This window comes from Nitrospira sp. MA-1 (genome assembly GCA_032139905.1).
GTDB lineage: Bacteria > Nitrospirota > Nitrospiria > Nitrospirales > UBA8639 > Nitrospira_E.
In genome coordinates this window covers 699,602-726,143 of record JAQJDB010000006.1, presented here as the reverse complement: position 1 = coordinate 726,143, position 26,542 = coordinate 699,602, and the positions used below count along the sequence as shown (strand labels likewise).

Here is a 26,542-nt window from a genome sequence, read left to right as displayed (position 1 = left end):
TTTCGACATAAATCGGCTTCAAAATCCGCTCCTTTGTAAGGAGAGGATAGGTGAGGTAGAGGCCGTGGGTTATCAGTCAGCCACTACGGAATCAAACATTGAAGACTGTTCAGTGGCCAGCAAAAGGCTTTCCATGAAGGAGATTCCCACCTCATCAGCAAGACGACTGAATACCGAACCCGCCCTACCTATCGCATAGGGCTAATTGGACGGCTAGTAACATAATGGCCCGTTGATACAACCCTGCCCGAGAAATAGCGTGATGAGGGCGTCCCGTACAAAAAGATTCTACTACCGGGCGGTACGTTTCAGGTCTGAAAAATTCGGGAAGTCGGCTGGAAGGTCCGAGTAGAACTTCTGACAACCGGGATTTAAATTCCCTATCAACCCATTTATCCACGGGGATGACAAAGCCTAGTTTGGGTTTATCAGCAACGGCTTTAGGCAATTTATTTTCGGCCACTGCACGCAACACCTTCTTACACATTCCTCCGCTCACTTTCAGACGATGTGGAAGGGTTAGGCCAAACGCAAACAGCTCTTCATCTAATAAGGGGACACGGATTTCCAAACTCTCTTTCATGCTTGCCATATCTACCTTAAACAGAAAATCATTGGACATTCGCAACCGAACGTCGACTTCGGTGACATGAGCAGACAACCGTTCCAATCGAGAAACCCCACGCGATGAATGATATTCCCACTGTGATTCAAACAGGCGACGGACTGGAAGAAGATTTGTGTCCAGGCAAAGGTTTTTATGTTCTTCATCGCGAATCCAACAAAACAACGTTTGTAAAATCATTGTGTCGTCAGCACCAGTAAGATCCCGGATCCTATCCGGGAATGAATTACGCAAGACACCAAGTCGAGCTAATGGATGCGAAATGGCTCCAGCTGTCCGCCACAACCATGCAGGCAAACGTTGATAGCGAGCGATTTCACCAATTCTCAAAAAATGGTCATAGCCCCCGAAACCTTCATCCCCGCCGTCTCCAGAAAGCGCAACGGTTACATGCTCACGCATTAATCGACTGACCGCATTCACAGCAAAAAAGGAGGTATCGGCAAAAGGTTGCCCGGCATGAAGAAGAAGATCCGTAATATGGTCCCATGTCCCTCGGCTATTTCCCACTTGTAATGTCTTATGGTGGCTTCCAATGTGCTTTGCTACTGCCACTGCTGCCCATGTCTCATCATATTCCTCCTCTGAAAATTGCGCGTTATAGGTTTGAAGCCTTACTTTGAGAGCTTCCTGCGCCGCAACACTAACCAAAGAGGAATCGATCCCACCGCTGAGAAGGGCACCAAGCGGGACGTCGCTTTCCAACTGCTGTCGGACGGCCCTCGTTATCAAAAAATCAGCTTGTGCTTTAGCCTGTTCCAAAGACATTTCAAAATCGGGAGCAATGGCCCAATGATGATAGGTCTGAATATTCCAAGAGATCTTGTGGGCATCCAATTGGGCAAACAAGACCTCTCCCGGTTGGAGAGCCCGGATTCCGACAAAAAACGTCTCAGGCGCAGGAATGTAAAATAAGGCAGCGAAATCGGAGATCGCCTGCCTATCCGGCTGAAGGTTGATTTCAGACAATTCACGGAGAGCCCTGATTTCGCTGGCAAACGATAGCCGGTTGGTTCCTGGCGCGTAAAATAGTGGCTTGATACCGAATCGGTCTCTGGCTAATAGAAGGGTGTCAGTTTTTGTATCATAAACCGCTAAGGCAAACATGCCACGCAATCTATTCAGGAATGCTGCGCCATTTTCCTCAAAAAGATGAACAATGACCTCAGTGTCTGAGCGTCCTTTGAATATATGTCCGCGGGCCTCAAGATCATGCCGGAGTTCCCGGTGGTTATAAATCTCCCCATTAAAAACAACCCAGATCCTCCCATCTTCATTCGCCATCGGTTGCGCACCACCAGGTGACAGATCGATAACACTTAACCGTGTATGAATGAGAGTTGCTTCAGGCCAGTTTTGGATACCATGTGCATCAGGACCCCGGTGATGGAGAGCCTTGGCTACCCGTGCTGCGTAAGACTCGCTATCAGTGAGATGACCCAACCAACCCGCAATTCCACACATAAAACTATCACTCCCTCTCGCACTGGAGACTAGCAATCAGCTTTGGTTAAACCCATAAGCCAATATCGTTGTAAAATTTAAGACCTGCTCTGTTAGACCTTACATCACGCCGGATTGCATAAAATATTAGGGAACAACCGAAACGTTTTGACCTCAGGGAGGGAATGCTGGGAATCAGACCCTAAGTAGCGCATGAACGGGAGCCCATCCCGAATCTGACTCGGCTTAATTATCAGACGGTCTTGGTTTCATTTTGGCATGGCAGCGGTTATTGAGATGGTAATATTGAAAAAAATTTAACATCGCTCCCGCCCAAAATCCGGAAACGACTCCCGTGGGCTTTTCCGACCTTAGAGCCCTAACACGACGGCATTTAAGGCCTAGTTAAGATCTCTGGCATTCCTGTAATTCCGTTCTGTGTTTCACAATACCCCAGGGGCTTTCCCGAGACACCCTTTTCCTTTTACCTAGAGAATGAATACAGAAAGGGAATGCCCATTCAACTAACGACTTTTGAGAAGAATATCATTCAACTGTCTACTTAAATTAACCCATGAATACGGACCTTCCCCCTCAATTCTCTCCCCTTGACTCTCAATACGTTCATTAAGATATGCAGCCATTTCAAGGATATTATTTTTTTGGAACGAGCGTACCCCTTTACACTGATCTAATATCGCGACATCACTACCCAATGGGCAAATTAGCAGAATTGGAGTCCCCAATCCTAAAGATTCAAAGACTTTGCATGTGATCATTCCCTGATCGGCAATTGTGACGTCGTCAGGTATAGAGGTAATTACAATAGATATATTGGCACCAGCGACCGCGGATAACACGACATTGCGCGGGACTTTCCCATGAAGTTCCACTTCATCAATCATCCCCAATCGCCCAGCTTCTTCTCTGACATGCTCTCCCATCTGCCCATAATAATGAAGACGCCACTTTCCATTTTCTTTCCCTCTTAATTCTTTTAAATGCTTCAGAGCTTCCATAAACGGCGTAATCACCCGTTTAGGGGGATAGAAATCCCCCGTGTACACTATAGCGAAATGTGGGAACTGAGTAGGCTGGACTTGACTCATTTCATCCGGATCAAAGCCATTCGAAAGGACATGGATCTTTTCCTTAAGGCCATATCGTCGAGTTAAATCCAATGCCCACGAGGGGGAAACGATAGTCACAGCAGCGCATTTTTTGAGCAGCTCTTGCTCTTCATTAATGATTCGCTGAGGTTTCGGATACCTTGCGTGAGGATTACCGGTCCAAGGATCACGATAATCAAGCACATAAGGCCGGCTTAGTTTATCTGCCAGCCACTTTGCTAATCCAAAAGAGCAAAAAGGTGAACCACTAGCAAAAATGATATCTACATCCTCTTTGGCTAACGTTGAACATGTTCGTTTGGCTTCTTTGATCCAGCCAATTTCCCGTTCAATCCTCCACTTGCGTGCGATCCGTCGACCTAACCCTCCCAAAAACCATTTGATTCCCGAATTCTCAAAATTCAAGCATCCGGGTGAAAGAAACCGCCAGTCATGCCCTGTAAGGAGGCACTTGATTCCGTTTTCATTGAGCTCAATATTGACCTTCTCAATTTGACTGGGGTCCCCTAATCGCCACAGGTGAGGATCGGGTGTTACCACCGTGACATCCCAACCTAACCTGGAGAGATATTTGGCAATATTCCAGGTTCGGACACATGCACCGGCATTAAGCGGGGGAAAATAATATGCAAGAAACAAGACTTTGGGTTTTTTGGGAGGCATTATTCTATCCTTTTCACTCATTGGCGAATATCACGTTTTGGCACATACTTGGCCATATAATTCCACCAGCCGATTATTTAAAGTCTTCATGTCATAGTCCTTTTCCACTCGCCCACGCCCGGCTCTTCCCATATCCGCCCATTTCCCAGGATGGTCAAGCAGGTAGGACAATCGATCGGCCAGGGCATCCGCATCTCGCTCTCGTACCAGATAACCTGACACACCATCTTCCACCAGTTCCGGAATGCCGCTATGCTGAGTGGCAATAACCGGCAATCCCATCGCCATAGCCTCTTTAATCGCATTGGGAATGCCTTCCTGATCACCGTCTTTGGCTGTCACACTTGGAGCGATCAGTATATGCGCATCTTGCAATAATCGAATGACTTCCTCATGGCTTTTCCACCCTAGTAACTGCACATGTTCCTTGAGATCTCGCTCCTGTATCAATTCCTCCAGATCCCCTCGTAATTCGCCTTCTCCGATTATGGAATAGCAGATAGATTTTCCGGATTTGACTATTTTATTGACTGCTTCAATCGCATAGACAATGCCCTTTTTCTCAATCAACCGGGCAATGGTCATTACGTGTACCCGTTCACTCTGGAGAACTTTCTTGGGGGAGCCTGTGAGGTTTTGGCAATTAATACCAGAGGGCAAAACGACAATCTTCCCCTCATCACATCCTTGCTGGACAATGAGATTTTTCAGAGATTGGCTCACCGGCAAAAAGAGGTCCCCTTCCCTGAATAATGTTTTATACAAATCGGGGCATTCAAAGACCATTTTTGATGCATCAAATCCTCGAAAAGAAGTCACCACTTTAGCCGTCGGGGCAGCCACCTGCTTAATATATAATCCTTGCAGGCCATCCGTCCCAAATTGACAATGGATAATGTCATAGGGTCCTTTTCCTAAAAATGGGATAATTTTATATAGAAGCGTTAATGATGAAGCTGCCCTTCCATATCGAAAAACATTTAAGGATCGCACTATTGGGACGGGATGTCTTAGGATATATTTAAGGATAAGATACAATCCCCTGGCGAATCTTCGAGTTTTATTTTTCGGTATAACTTGATAGATCGTACGTTCCCGCAATTTATATTTTCTCAGGCTTTCTGGACTTGGAAGATCATCCCTTGGTTTCGCGGCAAAAATGTTTACCTCAAGACCAGCTTCTATCATTCCTACAATTTGACTTTGCACAAATGTTTCAGTGGCAGAGGGAAACTGGCTCACTATATAGGCAATTTTCATCCTTCATCCTCTACCTTTTTTCGGTTACGTCTTGCAAAAAACCAAGTTGGGAATCCCAATCAATTTGCGGACCCTGGCCATCCAATACAGCATCGCTTTAACGCTTATTTGACCTTCTTCGAGGCTCTCGCACCAAATAAAGACGATTCTCCCTCTTGGCAATACCTGATAGAACTTTCCCAATCCCTTGCTCAACGTCTTGCATAAAACCCCAGATTGACAGGAGGAAATATCCAGTAGGTCCTTATAGCAGTTTTCAATTTTACTTAAGGAGAGATCGGATTATGTAAATAAATGTTTCCTTTGCACATCCTATTTTTCTCGCACAAGTTCCGACGCATAATAATCAACTGAATACCCTCCAGTTTTCTGACGGATAGCTTCTTTTACACGTTCTATTTCTTCATGATCTATTTTTTCAATATATCTATCGTACATATAGAGGACATCCATAAATTCAATGTAATAGGGGCTGGACTCAAGGGCATTGGTTAAACCGAATTGAAAGAGAAATTTCCTGAGAAAATTAAAATTGTTTTTTATGTAAGGGACTAACCACGAAAGTGGCATTTGCTGATACAAGGAGAGGAAATCTTTAAGATTGGTAATTTGATATTCTTCAGAAAAACAACTGATGGTTAAATCCCGATCAATCCATCCGCCGGGATAAACAAGCCGGGGATAATGCTGTCTCAGAACCCAAAAAACCTTTCGTATGCTTCTTACCTTCACGGCATGGGCCACTACTTCAACCTTGGAACGGGGCTTTTTTCGTGATTTCATCCACATCACTATAAACATTCTATACAGTGCCTCGGCCGGTTGATGCGCTAATACTCTTTGTAGCGCACGTAACCCTTTTTCGGACAATTCGGAATACAAGGTTTTTTGTGGAATCACATGACTAAGGCGATTCAATACCGTCAATGCCTGCACATGCGTATTGATACAGAGCGAATTGCCGGGAGATTTGCCAAAAAGGGAAGAATGAAAATGTGCATGTTTGTCCTTGTGTTCATTGGTATCGTGTAAGAACCAAAGACTCCCATCATCAAGCTGTTCCATCAGGTGCTCGGTCACAAATGACATTGCACGCTCTGCGGCTTCTACCCATAATGACTCACCCGTTTTTTCATGTTGCGAAATGAGTAAATGAATTCCGTCAAGATGGAATCGGGCATGCGTTTCAATTTCATCGGTCCAAAAACCATGCCCCCACTCCCCTTTTGGCGACAAGTCTAAAAAAACAGAATATGCAATGACATTTTGCATGATGTCATACAGTTTTTTACCGGTCTCTTGATATAAAAACCCAAAGTAACTCCACCAGGCAAATGCACATTGCTGACATTTAAATCGCTTCTTAAGGTCTTTATGTCCACGAGGATCATAGATACTTCCGTTGATCAAATACCTCCAGATATCTGATGGCTTGCTAGCAAAAAACCAATCTGTTTTTCGATACAAACATCGTTCAGTCATATTTAAAGATTTGATTTCCCCAATAAACTCCCCACAGGCATCTTCGATAATCATAAACGGGACAATAGCTTGCTCTCCTGGGATTCCTGAAAGGAATAGGTGCAATTGAATACCTGAATTTACTTCCCAATGGCAGGGGAGGAACGTGTCCTCTGGCTCTGAAATTCGTTGGGATTGGTCAAAATGCAATTTCGCACAAGCAGCAGGCAGCCAAACCGTATATATTTTTTGTTCATATTGAACGGTTAACAGCATTCCAAATTCATTCCCATGTAAAACATTCAAGACCGTGGCTGCGCTTGAAAATCTTATGTGGGAAGCCCCCTCCTCTGAACAGACACGAAGGCTGTGGATCCTCACCCCCCGCTTCACATGAACATCCACCAATTGGGAACAAAATTCATCAAATGCATACTCAACACGTTCAAAGCCATTAGAAGCGAAAATCCGCTCCCCTGTTGCCTTTCCAAATAGTATATCTGTTGAATAAACTTTACTTTTTGAATTCATGGTACTCCTTGCTCAATGGGAGACTCGAGAGGTAGGAACCAGCCACGTTGGTCCCACCGCTAAGCCTCATACCCAAAAGAGCCTATCAGTTGTTTTATTTTCCTTTTACCTGCTTTCCATTCATCAAGAATGGCATATTTCAAAAACCGGCTAATAGAAAATAAATACCCACATTTCCTGAAAAGCAGGAACAAGGCCTTTAAACGGACACTCACGACCTTCTCTTTTTTAACCAGATTATAATTATGCCTAAAGATATAATTATTCCCTGTCTTTCTTATTTTTACCACCATATTCTTTTCAGAAACTAACTGACACATCGTATCTACCAATAATAATGACTCTTCACACCACTCTTTAGTTTTCACAGATACGGTCAATTCATTGGGATGTTTCCGATTACTTGCCTTACTTTCTCGAATATCCTTTCGGCCATAGTGGGAGGATAATTTGGCTATTGCCATGACATCCAAGAGTAAATTGTGTTTTGAATGCATGCCACCGATCTCTCTCAACCTTTTAGTATTCAATAAGGTACTACAGAGATAAATACCCGTCTCAAAGGATAAATACGCCAAAAAAAATTCTTCCGTGGAAAGTCCACCAACCGTATTGAGCCACTCCCCTATTTGCTGCCCATCTGGGCCAATATAGCGAGTTCCTGTTCGGATAACTCCAATATCCATGAATGAATAGTTAATCGTTTCCAAGCACACATCCACAAAATCCTCATCAATAAGATCATCATCCTGTAATAGTAAAAAATAATCCCCCCGTGCTTGTTCTATACAAAATTTAAAATTATTGTAATGCCCGATATTTTGACTGTGCTTTACATATCGAATGCGAGGATCATCAAATTCTTTTACCACTTTTTCGGTTTGATCAATCGAACAATTATCTGAAACGATAATTTCTACATTTTGATAGGATTGATCTTTCGCGCTTTGAAGAGTGTGCTTCAGGTAAGTGTCTGCTCGATTGTAGGTCGGAATAGCAATCGTGACTAATGGCTTTTCCGGATTAAACATATTAAACCTCTTCAAAGAAATAAAAACTTATATCCCAGCTAAAGATAGGCTCAAATGCCATTTGGGATGCAATCTTAGGCGAAAACGCCTCACTCGCCATGCCCATGGATTGCGGCGGAAATGCATCCGAAAATTTGGATTAAACTGTCTTTCAGAATATCATCCTGATTAACAAGGAAGGATCCCGCTGAATCCTGAAATTTTCGGGTAAACAGAGATTCTCCCCCAATGACTCAGGCTGCCAGGCTTGCGCAACATTATCGTTCAACTATTAGTTTTTTTGCTTTTTCATGAACTCTTTCACAGCTAATGATAATGTTTATTAATCCAGAGGGATAAACTGAGCAGAGGCCATAGCGCCCATGAATAATCGCTCCGACCATTGAGATGCTGATCATACAGCTGTCGGAGAGCTTTCTTGTTTACTTCCAACCCCAACATTTCATCCCGTTTCATGAGGCTTTCCTCAACCATTTCACGGAGTGAGGTACGCAACCATTCACCCATAGGCACCTCAAAACCCCGCTTCCCTTGAGTCTGTTGTTTGGTATATTTGGATAAGATCTGACGTAATATTATCTTTCCTGTCTTTTGTTCCACATTAAGGCACTGATGCCAGTCCGTTTGTGCCGCTACCTCAATAACCTCCCTATCCAGGAGGGGGACCCGAACTTCTAATGAATGAAACATACTTGCCCGGTCCACTTTCATCAACACATAGGGCAAATGACATTCAAATTCGCTTATCCGGGAATATTGTGCCGCACGATCTGGATCGCAACTATGGTATTCAAATGCTTTATAGGCATTTGGCCAGGATGGCAGCGAAGGAAAAATTTGTTTCAACCATTGTTCGGAAAGATGGGTGAGCATGAGACGATGATAGTTTCCGAGGGAGCGTTGATTTAGATGGTTATAATTTCCATATTGCAGAACTCTTTTAAATCCTCGCCAGACCCAACGACACCAGAATGGGTACCGGAAATCACCGGCATTCCTCACCAAGGAACCAAAGCGGCCCGTATAGCCCCAAAACAATTCATCACCGCCATCACCGGAAAGCATGACTTTGTAATTTTGACTGGCCAGGCGGGATACCATCATGGTGGGAAAGAGAGAATAATCTCCAAACGGCTCTCCACAGCTTTCGATCACATCCTCCAAAAAATCCAGCGCTTTGGCAGGATCCATACATTCAATCCTATGCTGGACTCCAAAATCCCTGGCATATGCCATGGCATCCTGTGTTTCGTCAGTAGCTTCTTCTCCGGTTCCGATTGTGAAAACTTCAATGGGCGCTGCACTCACCGATCTCATTTTCGCGACGACCAGAGGTGAGTCGATGCCACCGGAAAGGAATGCTCCCACCGGGACATCACTAATTAGATGCCGTTTCACAGCCCCTGTGATTGCCGCATCCACCGCCTCCAGAGCCTCTTGCCCTTTTAATTTTGGTATTTCGTACTGTGGAAATTTAAAGTACTGTCCCTTTTCTATTTGTCCATTCCCCGTGAATTGGACCCAGGTTCCCGGCTCAAGCATCTGGGAATCCTGCATAAGAGCATAAGGCGCAGGAATGTATGCCAACCGCAAATAGAGGCCAAGTGCTTCTGGTGAAACTTCAAGATTGTGGCTCAAGGGATGCGCCAATATTTGATTATATTGTGATGCGAATACCATCCCTTCGGCCTTCTTTAGAAAATATAGCGGTTTCATCCCAGCATGGTCGCGAGCCAATAGCAATCGCTTTTCTACAGAATCAAAAAAACCCAAGGCAAACATCCCGTTAAAACGTTCTAACGCAGTCGTTCCCCATTCCATTAGGGCATACAGCACAACTTCGGTGTCACTAGTTGACCGGAATCGTACTCCACGGCCTTCTAATTTTTTCCGCAAGTCCTGAAAATTATAAATCTCCCCATTAAAAACGAGTGTATAGCGACCATTATGAGCCGTCATAGGTTGGTGCGCATTCATACTTAAATCAATGATGGCCAAACGGCGGAAGACCAAGGTACAGGCTTTATGGTCGGTCCAAATTCCCTGGTCATTGGGTCCCCGACGTGCCATCAATGCACTAATCTTTTCCCAATCGGCTTTCGACTCCACCGCCTGATTGAATCGCAATTCTCCAGCTATCCCGCACATGTTCTATTTTTCCCCTCAATTCAACAAAACTTCAAGATGAATATCGGCGATGCCGCTATATTGTCTGGCTTAGATTTCTGAAACGTCATACGTTTTTACCGATAGCCAGTTCTTCGTAAAGATTAAAAGCCTTAATGTATTCTTGGATATAATGCATAACATCCAGATTTGTATCTGTCATTTGCCGATCCACTAATCTATAGATCATCTCAATATAAAATATCCATCGATAGGTTTTCTCCTGCGCCTTTAGACTACTTGAAACTTCGGGAGCGTGTTCGGTTAATTTTGAAATAAACATCGGCAGGGCTTTCATTACTTCTGAACCTAACATGCTCACCGGCACTTCCCTACAAGCAGGTCGATAAAAAAAATAACTGTAAAAATCAAATAATGCACTCCAATATCCAGCACCCTCCCAATCAATAATTTTCATTCCATGTTGCGTATTGAGCATATTGGCTGGAACAAAATCACCATGGGCAAACACCAAGAATATTGGGCAATTTCCTTCCGTTTGGAGCCGATTCATAATGGAATCAATAAATAATGTAATTCTTTGATGCTCTGATCCAGTGAACGTCGGCTTTGACGATAGCTTTGATCTTAATTCCCTGTTCCTATCAAGAGCATGTTCTACAGCATTTTTGGATATTGGCTTTTGAAACAGTATTAAATGTGTTAAACACTGAATGATCTCATTAAAAAACTTCTCTAATAACGCGGCGGAATCTAAAGGCTTATATGAGGAATCCAATGCTCCATTCACATATTCTTCCTCGTACCATCGTTCTTCAATACTCCATTTTTTTATAGAAGAGGCAAATTCGATCTTGGAGACCACCTTCAATTTTTCAATTTCATCACGGATAGCGGAAGCATTCACATCATGATCAAACACCTTAATAGCGATCCCCCGATGGAAATCGAATACTTTATACCCCTTATGAATAGGCACACATATTTGACCATAGCATGGCAATTCAACGACCCCTTGCCTGCTTAACAATTGAAGCTTATAACCCCAAAAAAAGCTAAGACAGCTAACATTTCTTTTCACAAATCCCAGATAACTATGCATCTGCTTTATCAACAACCCCACACGAGAAATTTGGGAGTCAGGGCGGACAATAGGGGTTAAGGAGTCCTTTATGAAAAACAACATCCAAGCTAAAACAAGAATGTTTTGCTGTAAACAAAAAAACCGTTTATTCTCATTTGGGGTCTTTATATATTGAAAGACTACTGACTGATGAGAGCTCATCTATGAATTATCCGAATCTTTTTTATTTGGGATAGGTAAAATCAAGCTGGTGCTTCAGTCACACCACCATGTGTGTGATTCACTTTTGAAATTTTGTGGATTACAGTATTTTCTGGAGTAAGTTGAAGGGAAAGTTGCGCAGTGAGATATTGGAGAAAGAGCGAATCCTCTGGAGAAAATAAAAATGTTATATTCCTCAGATTACACTTAGGTCTTTTCTACGTATGCTTCTTTTGGGTTAAATTGCGTTTCCCACTTTAAGAGCGGCCGGACCACTCCCGGGATATGTCCGACGGAATCAACACGAGCCCCATTACCATCCATACTGTCAATCACATGAAATGCCACCACCTCATTAACTCTCAAGCGCTTCACCCAGGGATTTTCGGTGCCTATCGTCGGCGAAATAAAATACCTCCCCTCGGAAAGCAAATTTTCAGGAATCACGGACGTACTCACGTATCGCCCAATGGGGCGCGGTTTCTGCCTCCAGGCCATATCATTTTCGATCGGTAAAAAAGCTTCAATACCCTCTTCATTGAAAACATGGTAATAGATCCGCAGCACATAGCCCGGTTGAAGTATTTCGTATTCTATTTCAATTCGAATAGGTTGGCTAATATCTGCAACATCCGACACCAGGCCATCCTGTGTCCGCACTCTTACTCCGCATAATCGAACGACTTCGTCTCCAGGTGCCTCCATAACATTAGTCCATCTACGCTCAGCTTTGGTACATTTATCTGAGTTCATATAACTTGTTATGACTTCATGGGTTGGACCATCCTGTTGTACTCTTCCCCCGTCAAGCAAAATCGACCTGGAACATAGTCGAGTGACGGCCGGCATATTATGCGAGACGAACAGTACGGTGCGCCCATGTTGGCCAACCTCTTTCATTTTATCCAGACATTTCTGTTGGAAACGTGCGTCGCCGACCGCCAACACCTCATCAACAATCAAAATCTCCGGCTCAAGATGAGCGGCGACGGCAAATGCCAGACGCACTTTCATGCCACTCGAATACCGTTTCACAGGAGTATCGATAAATTTTTCTACTCCTGAAAAATCCACAATTTCATCAAATTTTCTGTCGATTTCTTTCTTCCGCATGCCTAAAATGGTCCCATTCAGGTAGACATTTTCTCTCCCTGTCAGCTCCGGATGAAATCCGGTTCCAACCTCGAGAAGACTTGAAAGCCTTCCACGGATCGTGACCTGCCCACTGGTTGGATAGGTAATTTTCGACAGAATTTTCAGGAGGGTGGATTTGCCAGCGCCATTGCTCCCGATAATGCCGATAACTTCCCCTTCTTTCACGTCAAACGAGACATTTTTGACAGCCCAGATGACATCGGGAGGATTGGTATCTTGATTGGGATTCACATCGTCGAAATTATAGAGGGAGCGATAGACACGGTAATTCTTGAGAGGATTTTTGATGAAATTCCATACGGTGTTAAATAAATTATCCTGGATGGTCTCTTTCAATCCGATCCGATAGCATTTACTGATATTTTCTATTTTGATGGCAAAATTTCGGTTTTTCATGGTTTTCCTGATAATGATCTGGTTTCTTAAATCACATCCACAATGATACGCTCCATCCGCTTAAAATACACCGCTCCACTGATGACCAACAGGACCGCTGTCAGTGCTCCAGGCCAGATGTACAGCCAGGGAATGGGCGTACCTAGCAAACACGCTCTGAAACCCTCTATGACGCCTACGAGAGGATTTAGCGAGTACAGCAACCGATACCCCTCAGGGATTGATGATGCCGAATAGACGATTGGGGCAGTATACATGAGCATTTGAATAAAAAATGGCATGGCTTGTTTGATATCACGAAATCGAATGGCCAGTGAAGATAGCCACAATCCTATACCCAACGGGACAGCCATCATCATGACTACCAGCACGGGGAAAAGCAGGAGATTCCATGTGGGCGACACTCGATAATACAACATGATACAGAGGACAATGAACAGGGAAATTCCAAAATCAACCAGCTTCGCCAAAACTGGAGTAATGGGAAAAATTATTCGAGGAAAATAAATCTTTCCCAATATATTCGATCCCTGAAGGAGGCTTTGACTCGATTGCGTGAGCGCCTGTGACATATACGTCCAGGGGATCACTGCCACACTTGAAAATAAAATATAGGGAATTCCCTCCGTTGGCAGTTCCGCAACTTTTCCAAAAATAACCGTGAAAATTATGATCTGCACAAGGGGTTGAATGATTGCCCATGAAAATCCCAAAACGGTTTGCGCATATAACGCCTTAATATCCCGCCAAGTGAGGAAGTAAAACAGATCTCGATAATCATTCAGCTCTTTAAAATTAATAATTTTCCAGCCGGAATCAGGTTGAATAATGGTTACCACATCTGCACTAGAGCACCCAGTTTCTTCTGTATTCTTCATTTTGCTTCCAAACATATTAATCCTTAAGTTTTGTCACGAATTCGGAAAAGTGTGACTATTACAGACCCTGCACTCTCTGTCCAACTACTCTCTACCATTTACGTCAGCGTATTATTACGGATTTGACGGCTTTGGACTTTTCGTTACCCACTACTATCCATGTATATTTATGCCATATACGCCCGCATTATGAATGGTTTTGGCAGGCCACTTTTACCTATCACGGCTACAACTCGTCTATTGAAAAAGGAGAGATTTTTTGTTAAACACCTTCTTTCATAGCTCAAATATTTCATAGGAGAATATCGAAATACTAGAATGCGTTTGAGTTGGACAACTAAAATACTTTGGAAGTGTCCTTTGTGAGCCAATTAAAAACAACATCGCAGACCACTCTATTCCCATAAGGGGTGTGATGACCATGGTCCCTATATCCAAACCAAAGCTCCTCCCTCTTTTCAGGAACATAAATCTCATCAAATGAATCAATTATTTCAAGATCATATTTTTCCCCATATTTTCTAATCAGCTCTCGTTCATTATTTCTTCTTTCAAAGCCCTCGTCCAGAAAAATTCCCTGACCATACTGTAGTAAGATTACCTTTCTTTTCGTCCCCGTAAGCTTGGCATATTGTTGAAAGGTAAAATCAATGATATCCTCTATTTCTGCAGCATTCCTCCCTGGAATTTCATATCGTCCGTCATATTCAAAATTCCATCTTTTCTGAAGTATCGGCAACAAATGCCTCTGAAGGATCACCGAATATCCAAGCAACCACATGAAATCCGGAGAAGGATTAAAATCCATTGGCGGCACCATCCTCGTCTTTCCTTCCACCGTGGCGATATGGGGCTTAGGGAAATTCGACCGAACCATTAATCGAGCGCGACGAGAATCTGCTCCCACTGTAATCGACCAGATAATGGTGTCAAAAGGTCCATGCTTGGCGACTTCCTGTTCAGCTCTCAAGACCGATTGAAGAACTCCATAACCACCCACTCCGCCATTTAAAACCTTATGACCTGTTTTTTGTGCGAGACAAGCCGGCCAGGTTTGAGAGTTATTCACTTGGTCGCCAAAAGTGAAACTATCACCCACGGTTAACACTTTTGTTCCGGAATGATCACTCATTGTGTTGTCATCGCTATGTTGACGAAATCCGTGGCGGTCAATAGAGACATACACGTTATCCCAATACGGTGGATGATGAATGAACCCCCTAAAACCCGGATTGGGCTTATACCCCAGGAGGGGATCGAGGGTGGAAAGGCCAATCATCTTATTTTCATGGAAGAGATTGAACCTCGTGAATAAGGATCCGTCACATTGCTCCATCAGACAAGATTTGAGGGTAGAATAGGCCCTCAACCCGATTTCGGCGAGGACAAAAATTAGGATCACCACGCCAATATTAATGAGAAAAATTTTAATCCAATTTTTCAAAATTGCCCTATCCTAATTCAACTTATAACTTGGGTGAGGGACCTAGCTACTCAACCGAGATTACAATGAAAGCAAAACTCATTCCTTTCTTTACGTTGAGCAAGGTAGTAGATAGTTCATAGATATTGCTGGCATTTCTATTAATTTGGGGGTTGAACCCATGACCGAATAACCATCTACAGCAAATTTGCATGGGAAAACCTTCATTCAACTCCGGGTTAAACCATCAATAGACGAAACCTTTTCTCAGATTATATGAGAAGTAACGAATTACTCACTCAGAGTTTCAATCCGCTGGATGACATATTGCCGACTGGAGAATAATTGCACCCATTTCAGAAACAGCCCATTCAGACTCCTTTTATCTATCGTCCCGAAATGCTCCCAGCCTTAGGCTTTTAAGATTTCCTCTTATGATTTTTGCTGCCTGTCTTACTGCCATTCCCAAACATCCTCGGCTAGGAGGTTGAGGGTCCCTTCAATTTGGATCCCATCATGGGCTCCGACAAAGAAGGGACAGCTTGACAGAGCTGGTTCACCAACCGATCAGCAACTGTCACCCATCCCGGCGGTACTTGAATAAGGGTTTAGGATAAGAGGTTGAGGTTGGGGTAACCAAATTCCAAATCAATGGGGGCGTTTTATGTGAAATTTTCCGACAGGCTTCTACCGACAACATAATTATTGAGCCGCCTATTTTCTTTTTGAATATGTTTTACAAGGGATTGAACTGGGCCCGCATCTTCCATCAACCGCGGCTATCCATTGCCCATTGATGAAATGCGGGTCGACATGGTGCATGCCATACGCATTCCAACCTTCTCCTGACATCGTGACGACAGGTTTTTCTGAAACGATTTTTTCTTTATAGACGGTTTTTGATAATTTTTCTATTTCAAAGGCGAACACCTGAATACCATAACGTGGCTCAGTATCTTGAGTGAACCGGTAAATCCGCCCATCATGAACAAGAACCCTTCCGCCCGGCCTGGCAATATGCTTATTTAATTTCACGATCGGATTCATCGGATGAGGCTTCCAATCCCCCATTAACTCGTCAGCATAATAGAGATTTAATGCGTCATTTTGTGGGTTTGTATAAAACAACCACCAGATATTCTCATATCGAAAAATTGAGGGGTCCACATAGTGCTCTCCATTGAAAATGCTTTTCACGAATTGCCATTCCGCAGGAAATGACTTGGCCCGATATAGTCTGATCGAGAGATCCTCGTGACTCTCCAGTATTAGGTAATCATTGCTTTCCCATTCAAACACGTAAGGATAGGATAGGTGGAACGGTTCATTGATAAGAATATTCTTGTATTCCCATTTTTTACCATCCTCGCTTTCGGCATATCCAATATCTCCCTGATTATTGGCCTGATTCAACACTTCGAAAAACAGATAAAAACGACCATCTTTGGTTGTCATAAAGGGATCGGCTACAAATTTGGCATCGACATCTTTAACATCCTTTGCCGTAAGAACGGGATTCGAGATGTCTTCAGGATCATGTAATTCAAATGGAGATTCACCCTTGTAAATTCCAATCGACCAGGGACCGGAACCAACGTTCTCTAACTGCGGACTTAAAAAGCCTCGTACAACCCCAAAGTACGGAGAACTCACCCTCCAGATCAATGCCCCTATTACCAGGCTAATGATGATTACTCCAGAAAGGACAAGTGGGGATATTGTAAATTTCTTCATTAATGGCTTACTTCCAATTAGTCAGTGCCTAGAGAGAAGGCGTACAGCAATCTTCCCTGTCCGTCCAGGAGCATGAAAATTTTCATTTTTTCCACTCAGAGTAAAAACCTAAAACTGCCACCAACATTCGTCAGGAAATCTGTGTCCACAAATTTCTCCCTCATAAATAAGAGGAGGGCAGTCGTTTTAAAATGCTTTCAATATCACTAATTTTCCAGAGCCCCAAAGATTTGTCCTTGTACTCCCCCCTACTAGTCTTTTGAGTGCAATGTTCTACAAGAAGTGATTGGGGGGGAGGAAATTGGAAAGGGACCGCTTCAAGATTCAGGGCCCTCCATTGGCCGGTTTTTATGTCGCGGTTTGCTTGTCGTTCAGGAAATGTTGTTGTGAGCAAATAGGTCGATCTACTCCTACTCATGTTCTGCAAGGCCATAAAAATATCCGAAAAGGAAAAATGCCCTAAACAATCCCGACAAAAAATAAGATCAACTTGAGGTAAGTCATTTCGTAAAAGATTTAGCTTCGTAAAAATGATATTATTTGTCTGATATAAGTATCGATTCCGCTCAACTAATTCTCCAACTATATCTGCTCCTGTATAATGAATTCCTCTTAAATCCACCCTTTTCATCCAGAAAAAATCGCCACAAGGGATATCAAGCATTGTGGAAATTTTCAAATTATCAAAGAGAATTGGCAGTTCTTTCACAATCGTCTGTGTTTGATCAAGATCTGAACCTTGCCCGGATACACTATTTTTACCCCTCCAATAATTTTCCTTGTATATTTCAGTGAATATAGCCTCCGTGGATTTCAGACGTGAAGCCACTTCTTTGCAAATTTTCACAATCCATTGGTAGGCAGGATAGGCACCCGGAATTTTTTTTATCAATTGTTTCAATTTTAATACCATCTCTAATATCGTTAAAATCCTTTTTTAATTCTCTAGACGGTCTTTTAGCAATTGGCTATTTCGCGTTTAAACTCGGACTAATAACCACAACAAAATCCTGAATATTATTTTTTATATTCACTAATCAATTTTTCTATCACGTCTCGATATTTCTTTTCGAAATTGTTCACCATATGATTTTCTTGAGCAAATTCCCATGATTTTCTGGACATACGCCTGAGTTCCTGAGTAGAACGAGACGAAGTTTGACGAACCGCCTCCCGAATCGCCTCGATTGAGCAATCCTCAAGGACAACACCTTCCTCCTTACTCACATCCACACCGGACTCATAGCTTATGATTGGGATAAGGCCAGCATGCAGTGATGTCAACACCGAACCGGCATTCGTTTCAGAGCATGATGGATAGACCAATCCGAGACAGCGATTGGTCAGGTCCATAAACTCAGCGCTTTCAACGTCAATCCATCCACGAGTATGAATATTGGGAGTATGATACAACTCCTTAAAATAGGCCTGCTCAAAATCCTTTTCTCTCGCGACCGGGCCGCAAACCGTCAGATGATATTCCGGCATTCCTGCGAATGCCTCTAAAACCAAATCAAGACCTTTATGCACCATTCCCTCACTCCCCAACCATAAAAATCGGAATCGACAGGATTCGAAATCCTTTGAATCCGACCAGGGATACCTATAGGGAACCGCATTCGGAACCAGATAAATTGGCTTATTAGCATAATTGAAATTTTTGACACCGAATGCACAATGAACGACCACGGAATCCGCATACTCAATTGCCATGGCAAAGCTTGGCTCCATGAATCTTCTGGAACGTAGAGTTACATTTCTTCTTTCCTGTAAGGCCAAAAGTCGTTTCGTTTCGGCGAAATTATTAAAATGCGGATGGGCCGTAGTCGCATGAAGTATCTTAATACAGTCCTTATTAAGGTGAGGGGCGAGTCTTTCAAAGTTCATCCGGGTATCGATAAAAAAATCATATTTCTTTTTAGGAAGAAAACTCTTATTCTGATTGCTAATGACATCAACAGCAAAACCGAGATCGGTAAAAGTTCTTGCCATTACGACGGACAATTGACGGTTATAGTGATAATAAGGGATTGGTTGTCCCGGTTTGGTTGAAAAAAGTTCAATTCTATAGGAGAGAAGCACATGACCTCGAGGCGGTCCCTCAGGCTTAAGGGATATCACCTTTCTATTAAAAGGCGAATTGAATTCCTCAAGAATACTCCCGAGTGCTGCATGGGAAAACTTAAGTATTTGTTTCCCATAACTACGAACAATCTTCATTAGAAAAAGCGCCTTCTTCTCATTTGGATTTGGAAGCTATGACTACAGAGGACAAGAACCCTCTGGCAAAGATTAGTTGAATAAGAAGCTGCAAATCTGGAACTCCCAACCCCATACCATGGAAAACACCTCATTCATTCGAATGCCCTGGGAGTTGAGATTTTTTGGAGGCAGAAAGTTGAGCTTTATACCATTCCACGGTTTGCTTCAGCCCACTTTCAAGCGAAACTCTTGGTTTCCACCCGAGTTTCTCGAATGTCTTCAATACCTCGGCGGTTCGCGCTGGTTCCAATACTCGATCAGGGAGGACGCCGAATAGAGGTTGAGCCCCACTCCCCATTACCTCAACCAACCGTTCAACCAATTCACGAACGGTCACCAGTGTCCCCGATCCCAAATCCACCGTGGTCCCTTCAATTTGTGGCACTTGAGCAGCGGCAAGAAACCCCTCGATAACGTCATCGACATAAATCCAGTCCGCCTTCCACTGCCCGCTGGAAAGTTTAGGCGATTCTCCTTTCAACAGAGAATGTACGACGGTGGGAATCAGCTTGCGGGTTTCCTGTCCTGGTCCATATGTCATAAAGGTCCTGACAATGACCACGGGCGTACCATAGAGCGCATGAAACATACGCCCATAGCCGCTACTCGCCCACTTGGCAGCCGCATAGGGTGAACTGGGAATACTCTCTCCATCATCCGATGGTTCATTGAGGGATCCGGCCAGCACGATGCGGTGGCATCCCATTTCCGCCGCAACCGTTAAAAGATTCACCGTGCTGGTGAGCAGGCTGTGGAATGACGGCAGAACTAGTTCTCTGTTCTGAATTCCTGAGACTAACCCGGACAGATGAAAAATGACGTCGGGCTTTATGGATTCGAATAACCTGCGGACCGCTCCGAAATCCTCCAGGTTCGATTTCCACCAGATGGGTCCACCTTTCTGACGGTCTCGTTGAGATCGGGATATCGCATGTACTTCCACACCGCGCATGCCTAGGTGACGGCACAAATGCGATCCCAAAAACCCGCTGGCACCGGTGACCATAACTGTGCGAGCTTTCCATGAAGAGGTCGTTTCCACCAGGGGGTTCCCATTAGGAGAGGTCATTTTTCACCTCCCGACCACATGGAAAAGATCATCATTCGCCTGATCGAGGAGCCTGCCGTAGTAATTTTCTCTTGAACCATCGCACAAGTCGTCTTTCCTCTCCACTGCAGCCTCACTCACCTTGATGTCCATGGTGTCCGCCATGAGAATTCATTGGGCGTGGCACTCATGATACTTCCTTTAGAAGTCCGTGCTCTTCCAGGGATTCAGCGGCTTTGTCAATGGACTCAAACTCCAATCCAGATCGTTCGGCAATGTCTAAGAGCGAATGCATTCCATCAGAAAAATTTAACACCCACAACATCGCCATCTCCCTTTTCGCGCCTTCCGATTGACCACCAATGGCCCGGTAGAGGCCCCTTTTTCCTAAACGGGGTTCGCACTTGGGATTTTGACTGAGAAATGTTTTGTTCCTTTCCAAAATATTTAACGCCCTTTCACAGCAGATCAAGGACTCTTCCAACGACTGAGGCTGGACAAACGTTAAATTGTCGCCTGACGTATGATATTCGGGATATTCTCCGTGAGGTGTCCTCATGAAACAGCCCACTGGCAAATTGAAGCCCGGGGAACAATATTGCCTTTCATCATACCCATAGGGGAAGAAATCGATGATGTCATGCTCCAACCCCGAGGTTTTCAGGATATGCGTGAAGGCCCGATCAATCCCGGCATTGCCTTGCCGGCTCTTTTTATACGTTAATGGTCCGGGATCTCCCACCCCGGTCACCACCATGCCATTGGTGATTGTGAACGCTTGGGTTTCATGCAACGCCAGCCAGGTAATAGACCCAATCGTCCCTGGAATAAAGAGAAAGCGGTAAGAATACCGTAATGAGCGCCCGCTCAACGTCTTGGCCAGAAACGTCGTAACGGCAATTCCGGACAGGTTGTCATTGCACAAGGATGGATGGCAGGTGTGACAGGAGATCAAGATCTCTTCTTCAGTTTCCCCTTTTATGATGTATTCCCCGTAGGTCAAATGCCCGGATTCTAAGGTTGAATTGATACATATCTCATATTCCTCATCTTTCATCGCCATCAATTGCCGATGAGTCAGACAGAATCCCCAGCTTTCCTTGTAGTAGGAGGTTCGGTATGGAATCCAATCAGGATTCTCGGGCAATGAATACAGATGGGGTTTTAATTCTTCAAGCGTCATCGTGGTGTGAATGGGCTGACTATAACTGACAACATGCAGGTTCGATTGCTTAAAATCGACAACCCGTTCTCCCTTTTTATTTTTAATATACGCATCCTGAATGTTCCACTCCTGTGGCACTACCCAATCAAACACCTCGGTTCCGCTTGGAATCTCATGCATCTTCACGGGGACATGGCGTGCAATTCCTTTTAGTGTCTCCCGAACGCCATGACCTGTAATACTCCGACAGATGGGATACAGTTCAGCAAGAAACTGATAGATCTCATGCCCGATTTGATTTGAAACTTTGTTATCCATACGGCCACGCAGCCTTATCGTGTTCAATGTTGGGGTTCGATAAAATCGGGGTAACTTAGGTCGCGGTCAGATATGAGGCGTTCATCGGCTGGCCATTGAATCCCAAACGCAGGATCGTCCCACCGCACCCCTTTAGCACATCGAGGATCGTAGAATGCCGATATTTGGTAAAAAATCTCCGTATTTTCTTCAAGAGTCTGAAATCCATGGGCACATCCTTCAGGGATATAATGCATCCGCCGGTTTTCCGCGGTGAGAACGACCGCCGCATGCTGAGTATACGTTTGAGATAAAGGCCGCAGATCGATCAGCACATCGTAGATTGCGCCCTTGATGCACGAGACGAGCTTGGCTTCTTCATACGGAGCACATTGGTAGTGCATCCCCCGAAGGATCCCTTTCCTTTTATTAAAAGAAAGGTTGCATTGCACCTGTCTGAATGTGATTCCATGGGCCTCAAACTCTCGTTGACACATCGTTCGTGCAAAGAACCCCCGACTGTCTTCAATACGCTCCGGATCAATTAAGAAGGCTCCCTTGATTGTTGATTCGGTAAAAATCACGGATACACCCGGACTTCCGGAATTGGCACCACGAATGCCCCGCCCCATTCGCGGATATAGGCCATTTGCTGCATAATTTCATCTTTCAAATTCCAGGGAAGGATCAAGACGTAATCAGGCTTCGTTCTCCTGATCGAATCGGGGTCATGGATTGGAATATGCGTCCCTGGCAGGTAAAGCCCTTGCTTGTGGGGGCTACGATCAACTGTGTAATCAATGAAATCCGTACGAATCCCACAATAATTCAAGAGGGTATTCCCTTTAGCCGGAGCACCATACCCTACGATAGTCTTCCCCTTTTCCTTCGCCTCAATCAAGAAGGACAGGAGTTGCCTCTTGGTATGATGGACTTTTTCGGCAAAAGAAAGATAATGATCTAAGGTTTGTAAGCCTGCCTTTTTCTCCCGATCCTGCAAGGCCGCAACTCTGGACTCCACTGGCTTTGAGTGATCGGCTTCATGGCGAGCATAGATTCGAAGAGACCCGCCATGGGTGGGGAGCTCTTCGACATCGAAAAGAATTAACCCGTGCTTCCGGAATACCTGTTCTACGGTGCCAAATGAGAAATACGAGAAATGTTCGTGGTAAATCGTGTCAAATTGATTTTCATCCATGAGGCGCATCACATGGGGAAATTCCATGGTGATGACACCCTGAGGTTTGAGCAGCGTTTGAAGCCCACGGACAAAATCATTCAAGTCCGGGACGTGAGCTAAGACGTTATTGCCAATCAACAAATCTGCCTGCTTTCCTTCTTCAACCAAAATTTGAGCCGATCGTTCCCCAAAAAACGATACCCGTGTAGGTATCCCTTTTTCGGTAGCCACTTTGGCCACATTTTCCGCCGGTTCGATTCCCAAAACGGGAATGCCCTTTTTGACGAAATATTGAAGTAAGTAGCCGTCATTACTGGCGACTTCAACCACAAGACTCCGTTCATCCAGTTTTATCCGTTCCTGAATCATGTCTGTATACGCGCGCGCATGTTGAAGCCACAAATCAGAATAGGAAGAAAAATAGGCATAATCGCTAAAGATTCTCTCAGGAGTTGAACAGTCCTTTAACTGCACCAGAAGACACCGGCTACAGACAAAGGCATACAATGGGAAAAACGGTTCCATCTCCCCCAAGCATTCGGCTTTCACATAGGAATTTGAAAAAGGGGAAGTCCCTAGATCAAGAAACGTATGCTCTAGTACCGTACGGCAAAACCGACAAGACTGTGAATTTTTCATAGTTTTCCCCTCTTGAGTCGACCGCCTTCACTCCGGAAATCGGGGATTATGGGGCCGGCTGCAATCCACGCCAAAAACGAAACATTTCGACGATCTACCAGTCACGTATTGTGTATTGGGAGGAATATTTTTAACAGGGCCCAATGTGAGGGGCCTTCTTCTTTAACACTTCGTCATACTTTTTTGCTCGAGAAATTCTTTATACCATGTAATTGTCTCAGCCAGCCCTTTTTCCAAACTATACAAGGGAGCCCACTTGAGCATCCGTTTAGCTTTGCTGGAGTCGAGATATTGATCCCGGATCTCGGCATTGGCCTGGTTCATTACGATTGGGGCTAACTGATGGCACTCCATCTGTATTTGAATTTCGCGCACAACATCCAAGACCGTCCACGGCTGTTCTCCGCTAAAATTAAACGCCTCGCCACGAACTCCCTCCTCCCGTGCGTGTAAGGCCAGAAGAAGATAGGCTTGCACAACATCAAGGACGAAGATGTAATCCCGTGTAAATTTTCCATCGCTCCGAATGATGGGGCATTCCTGCCTCAGGAAGCTTCGAATCGTGCCCGGAACGATGCGACTCCAATTTAGATCGCCTCCTCCAAAAATGTTTCCACACCTTGCAATTGTGACAGGCAAATCATATGTCTGGCTATACGAGCGCGCGAGCAAATCGGTACAACTTTTACTCACATCATAGGGAAACCGTCCCAAAGGCGGCATATCTTCCGTATAAGGCAAGACCTCAACATCACCATAGGCTTTATCACTGCTGGCCACGACAATTTGTTTGACCAGGTTTTTATGAATCCGGCAAGCTTCCAGTACATGATATGAGCCACGAATATTCGCTTCGAACGTTGGCAGCGGGCTTCGCAAAGCAATCCCCACCAACGGCTGGGCGGCCAGATGAAACACCGTGTCTATTTCATTCTCGCTGATGGCACGCTCCAGAGCCTGATAATTTTCCAGTTCTCCTGAAACCACCGTTGTTCTTTTAACATCACCACTTCGAATGAGCTCGCTCTGAGGATTCCAATCTCTAATTAGGGTAGCCACGAAGGCACCTTTTTCAAGCAGGCTTTTCACCAGCCAGGAACCGACAATGCCGGTTGCGCCAGTTACTAAAACCCGGCTTTCACTCCACAATATACTCATTTCCATACCTTCCAAGGGGCTTGCCCGGAATTCCACAATTCATCCAAATAATTTTTCTCTTTTAAGGTATCCATGCAGGACCAAAACCCAAAATGCCGATATCCCATCATTTGTCCATCTTTGGTCAGACCTTCCAACGGCTCTTTCTCCCAGGATGTTTCATCATCACGGATGTAATCAATGGCCTTACCATTTAACACAAAAAATCCACCATTTATCCATCCTTCCCCTGATTCAGGTTTTTCATGAAAGTTACAGATCCTATCTCCTTCAAACCCGATTCGTCCAAACCGGGCAGGTGAACGTACAGTGGTTACGGTTGCCAATTTCCCATGTGAATGATGAAATTTAATCACCGATTCAATATCAAGGTCCGCCACTCCATCACCATACGTAAACAAAAAAGTTTCATCATCACCTAACCATCTTTTAAGGCGTTTGAGCCTTCCACCTGTTTGCGTATGCATTCCAGTATCCACTAGATGGATTTTCCAGTTTGGCTGTTTGCCATCATGTATCGTGGTTTTTCCATTCGCTAAATCGATCGTAAGATCATTATTGATAGCATAGAAGTTCAAAAAGTATTCCTTAATGACCTCAGCCTTGTACCCTAATGCCACGATGAACTCGGTAACATTATAAGCCGCATACACTTTCATGATATGCCAAAGGATTGGTTTCCCTCCGATCTCTATCATGGGCTTTGGTCTTAAGGCGGTTTCCTCAGAAAATCGAGTTCCCAATCCACCAGCGAGAATAACGGCTTTCATAATCCTGTCCCTTTTCTTATTTGCTCGTCAATTATAATACCCAGGCCAAGGACGCACCCAGAGCTAAAAGAAAAACAGTCAACAACCCAATTCCGAAAACCTACTAGTCCGTATGTGACCACCTAATTTTTTGAGGGGCATGGATCTGATGCGATCAGAAAATTTCCCACTATATCCACAGCTCTTCGACTTGGTTTTTTGCAGCGGGCCATTAAACCATGGCTTTAAGCAGGAGGTCTCATCTACATGCCCACATTCAGACTCAGTATTCCCTACCCACATTGATAACCCTTGATGGCCCAATTGAACCAACTAAACTTAATCAACTTTCCATTTCGGCTAAATCCTCACAGACTAACTCTGAAAAAGGGGTAGAGCATATAAACCCAGGAAGACTGCATTAAAATTTAAATGGATTTGTCCTCTCCTTCAAGGACAAAGTCCATTAAAAACCTCTAAGCCTTCACATTGACCAGTTGCCCTCTTATCGCTGGTCTCTCCCCAGGACGTCTAGTTCCCTGGCTGCACCCCATCTAGTAAAGCCGAAGCCAAAGTAATCAGATGAACGCAGGAGTATTTCCTCAACTCTTGAAGGCTAAATTTCTCGATTCAGAAAAATTGTTCCCGCCAAAAGGCCGGAATCGCGGTTGGTCTAATCTTCGCTTTCCCTCCGAGTTGACTGTGACCCGAGCTCTGAGAAAAGGATTTCGCAAATTTGGAGATGGATGAAAATTTGTTCGGATGCCTCCTCTTGGCTCATCCGAGTAGGAGAGTCCTTTAAAAAATGGCAAATTTTTATAATTCTCGAAAAAACCGAAATCCTTTTCAATTTTGTCTGCATAAAGTCTAGGCTCAAAAATGAAATACCCTACATATAAAGG

At 44.3% G+C, this 26,542-nt stretch carries 19 protein-coding genes; all 19 read right to left on the bottom strand.

Annotated features, from left to right (window positions below; all coding sequences use genetic code 11):
• Positions 1 to 184 precede the first annotated feature (184 nt).
• Complete coding sequence (gene asnB / locus PJI16_10645; GenBank protein MDT3778016.1) at positions 185 to 2,089, bottom strand: asparagine synthase (glutamine-hydrolyzing); 1,905 nt, start codon at positions 2,087 to 2,089, stop codon at positions 185 to 187.
• A gap of 503 nt (positions 2,090 to 2,592) precedes the next feature.
• Positions 2,593 to 3,861, bottom strand: a complete 1,269-nt coding sequence (locus PJI16_10640; GenBank protein ID MDT3778015.1) for a glycosyltransferase — start codon at positions 3,859 to 3,861, stop codon at positions 2,593 to 2,595.
• Between the two features lie 30 nt (positions 3,862 to 3,891).
• On the bottom strand, positions 3,892 to 5,121 hold the full coding sequence (locus PJI16_10635) for a glycosyltransferase (GenBank protein MDT3778014.1): 1,230 nt from the start codon (positions 5,119 to 5,121) through the stop codon (positions 3,892 to 3,894).
• Between the two features lie 312 nt (positions 5,122 to 5,433).
• The gene (locus PJI16_10630; GenBank protein MDT3778013.1) at positions 5,434 to 7,113 is read right to left on the bottom strand and encodes a hypothetical protein; all 1,680 of its coding nucleotides are present in this window, start codon (positions 7,111 to 7,113) and stop codon (positions 5,434 to 5,436) included.
• 59 nt (positions 7,114 to 7,172) lie between these two features.
• On the bottom strand, positions 7,173 to 8,144 hold the full coding sequence (locus PJI16_10625) for a glycosyltransferase family 2 protein (GenBank protein MDT3778012.1): 972 nt from the start codon (positions 8,142 to 8,144) through the stop codon (positions 7,173 to 7,175).
• 306 nt (positions 8,145 to 8,450) lie between these two features.
• On the bottom strand, positions 8,451 to 10,292 hold the full coding sequence (gene asnB / locus PJI16_10620) for an asparagine synthase (glutamine-hydrolyzing) (protein ID MDT3778011.1): 1,842 nt from the start codon (positions 10,290 to 10,292) through the stop codon (positions 8,451 to 8,453).
• Positions 10,293 to 10,377: 85 nt separating this feature from the next.
• Complete coding sequence (locus PJI16_10615; GenBank protein MDT3778010.1) at positions 10,378 to 11,556, bottom strand: phosphotransferase; 1,179 nt, start codon at positions 11,554 to 11,556, stop codon at positions 10,378 to 10,380.
• Positions 11,557 to 11,763: 207 nt separating this feature from the next.
• The gene (locus tag PJI16_10610) at positions 11,764 to 13,107 is read right to left on the bottom strand and encodes an ABC transporter ATP-binding protein (GenBank protein ID MDT3778009.1); all 1,344 of its coding nucleotides are present in this window, start codon (positions 13,105 to 13,107) and stop codon (positions 11,764 to 11,766) included.
• A 26-nt stretch (positions 13,108 to 13,133) separates the two neighbouring features.
• Positions 13,134 to 13,985: an ABC transporter permease gene (locus PJI16_10605; protein ID MDT3778008.1), complete on the bottom strand. Its 852-nt coding sequence runs from the start codon at positions 13,983 to 13,985 to the stop codon at positions 13,134 to 13,136.
• A 337-nt stretch (positions 13,986 to 14,322) separates the two neighbouring features.
• Entirely contained in the window at positions 14,323 to 14,805 is a 483-nt protein-coding gene (locus tag PJI16_10600; GenBank protein MDT3778007.1) for a hypothetical protein, read from the bottom strand.
• A 1,317-nt stretch (positions 14,806 to 16,122) separates the two neighbouring features.
• Positions 16,123 to 17,142, bottom strand: a complete 1,020-nt coding sequence (locus PJI16_10595; protein MDT3778006.1) for a hypothetical protein — start codon at positions 17,140 to 17,142, stop codon at positions 16,123 to 16,125.
• Between the two features lie 160 nt (positions 17,143 to 17,302).
• On the bottom strand, positions 17,303 to 18,055 hold the full coding sequence (locus PJI16_10590; GenBank protein MDT3778005.1) for a class I SAM-dependent methyltransferase: 753 nt from the start codon (positions 18,053 to 18,055) through the stop codon (positions 17,303 to 17,305).
• 104 nt (positions 18,056 to 18,159) lie between these two features.
• Positions 18,160 to 19,362, bottom strand: coding sequence for a glycosyltransferase (locus tag PJI16_10585; protein MDT3778004.1), 1,203 nt, complete (start codon positions 19,360 to 19,362; stop codon positions 18,160 to 18,162).
• A gap of 130 nt (positions 19,363 to 19,492) precedes the next feature.
• On the bottom strand, positions 19,493 to 20,473 hold the full coding sequence (locus tag PJI16_10580; GenBank protein MDT3778003.1) for an NAD(P)-dependent oxidoreductase: 981 nt from the start codon (positions 20,471 to 20,473) through the stop codon (positions 19,493 to 19,495).
• A 166-nt stretch (positions 20,474 to 20,639) separates the two neighbouring features.
• Positions 20,640 to 21,935, bottom strand: coding sequence for a DUF4910 domain-containing protein (locus PJI16_10575; GenBank protein MDT3778002.1), 1,296 nt, complete (start codon positions 21,933 to 21,935; stop codon positions 20,640 to 20,642).
• 23 nt (positions 21,936 to 21,958) lie between these two features.
• Positions 21,959 to 22,498, bottom strand: coding sequence for a dTDP-4-dehydrorhamnose 3,5-epimerase (gene rfbC / locus PJI16_10570; GenBank protein ID MDT3778001.1), 540 nt, complete (start codon positions 22,496 to 22,498; stop codon positions 21,959 to 21,961).
• A complete protein-coding gene (locus tag PJI16_10565) occupies positions 22,495 to 23,733 on the bottom strand; it encodes a class I SAM-dependent methyltransferase (protein ID MDT3778000.1) in 1,239 nt (412 codons plus the stop codon). The genes rfbC and PJI16_10565 overlap by 4 nt, the downstream gene beginning before the upstream one ends.
• A 162-nt stretch (positions 23,734 to 23,895) precedes the next feature.
• A complete protein-coding gene (locus PJI16_10560) occupies positions 23,896 to 24,891 on the bottom strand; it encodes a GDP-mannose 4,6-dehydratase (protein MDT3777999.1) in 996 nt (331 codons plus the stop codon).
• Positions 24,888 to 25,661, bottom strand: coding sequence for a glucose-1-phosphate cytidylyltransferase (rfbF, locus tag PJI16_10555; protein ID MDT3777998.1), 774 nt, complete (start codon positions 25,659 to 25,661; stop codon positions 24,888 to 24,890). The genes PJI16_10560 and rfbF overlap by 4 nt, the downstream gene beginning before the upstream one ends.
• Positions 25,662 to 26,542: the final 881 nt, after the last annotated feature.

Coding starts and splice junctions, on each gene's coding strand:
- PJI16_10610 (MDT3778009.1), bottom strand. CDS start 13,107: ATGAAAAACCGAAATTTTGCCATCAAAATAGAAAATATCAGTAAATGC.
- PJI16_10640 (MDT3778015.1), bottom strand. CDS start 3,861: ATGCCTCCCAAAAAACCCAAAGTCTTGTTTCTTGCATATTATTTTCCC.
- PJI16_10600 (MDT3778007.1), bottom strand. CDS start 14,805: ATGGTGCCGCCAATGGATTTTAATCCTTCTCCGGATTTCATGTGGTTG.
- PJI16_10560 (MDT3777999.1), bottom strand. CDS start 24,891: ATGAGTATATTGTGGAGTGAAAGCCGGGTTTTAGTAACTGGCGCAACC.
- asnB (MDT3778011.1), bottom strand. CDS start 10,292: ATGTGCGGGATAGCTGGAGAATTGCGATTCAATCAGGCGGTGGAGTCG.
- PJI16_10575 (MDT3778002.1), bottom strand. CDS start 21,935: ATGGATAACAAAGTTTCAAATCAAATCGGGCATGAGATCTATCAGTTT.
- PJI16_10590 (MDT3778005.1), bottom strand. CDS start 18,055: ATGGTATTAAAATTGAAACAATTGATAAAAAAAATTCCGGGTGCCTAT.
- PJI16_10565 (MDT3778000.1), bottom strand. CDS start 23,733: ATGAAAAATTCACAGTCTTGTCGGTTTTGCCGTACGGTACTAGAGCAT.
- asnB (MDT3778016.1), bottom strand. CDS start 2,089: ATGTGTGGAATTGCGGGTTGGTTGGGTCATCTCACTGATAGCGAGTCT.
- PJI16_10630 (MDT3778013.1), bottom strand. CDS start 7,113: ATGAATTCAAAAAGTAAAGTTTATTCAACAGATATACTATTTGGAAAG.
- PJI16_10605 (MDT3778008.1), bottom strand. CDS start 13,985: ATGAAGAATACAGAAGAAACTGGGTGCTCTAGTGCAGATGTGGTAACC.
- PJI16_10595 (MDT3778006.1), bottom strand. CDS start 17,142: ATGAAGAAATTTACAATATCCCCACTTGTCCTTTCTGGAGTAATCATC.
- PJI16_10635 (MDT3778014.1), bottom strand. CDS start 5,121: ATGAAAATTGCCTATATAGTGAGCCAGTTTCCCTCTGCCACTGAAACA.
- PJI16_10615 (MDT3778010.1), bottom strand. CDS start 11,556: ATGAGCTCTCATCAGTCAGTAGTCTTTCAATATATAAAGACCCCAAAT.
- PJI16_10580 (MDT3778003.1), bottom strand. CDS start 20,473: ATGACCTCTCCTAATGGGAACCCCCTGGTGGAAACGACCTCTTCATGG.
- PJI16_10625 (MDT3778012.1), bottom strand. CDS start 8,144: ATGTTTAATCCGGAAAAGCCATTAGTCACGATTGCTATTCCGACCTAC.
- PJI16_10585 (MDT3778004.1), bottom strand. CDS start 19,362: ATGAAGATTGTTCGTAGTTATGGGAAACAAATACTTAAGTTTTCCCAT.
- rfbF (MDT3777998.1), bottom strand. CDS start 25,661: ATGAAAGCCGTTATTCTCGCTGGTGGATTGGGAACTCGATTTTCTGAG.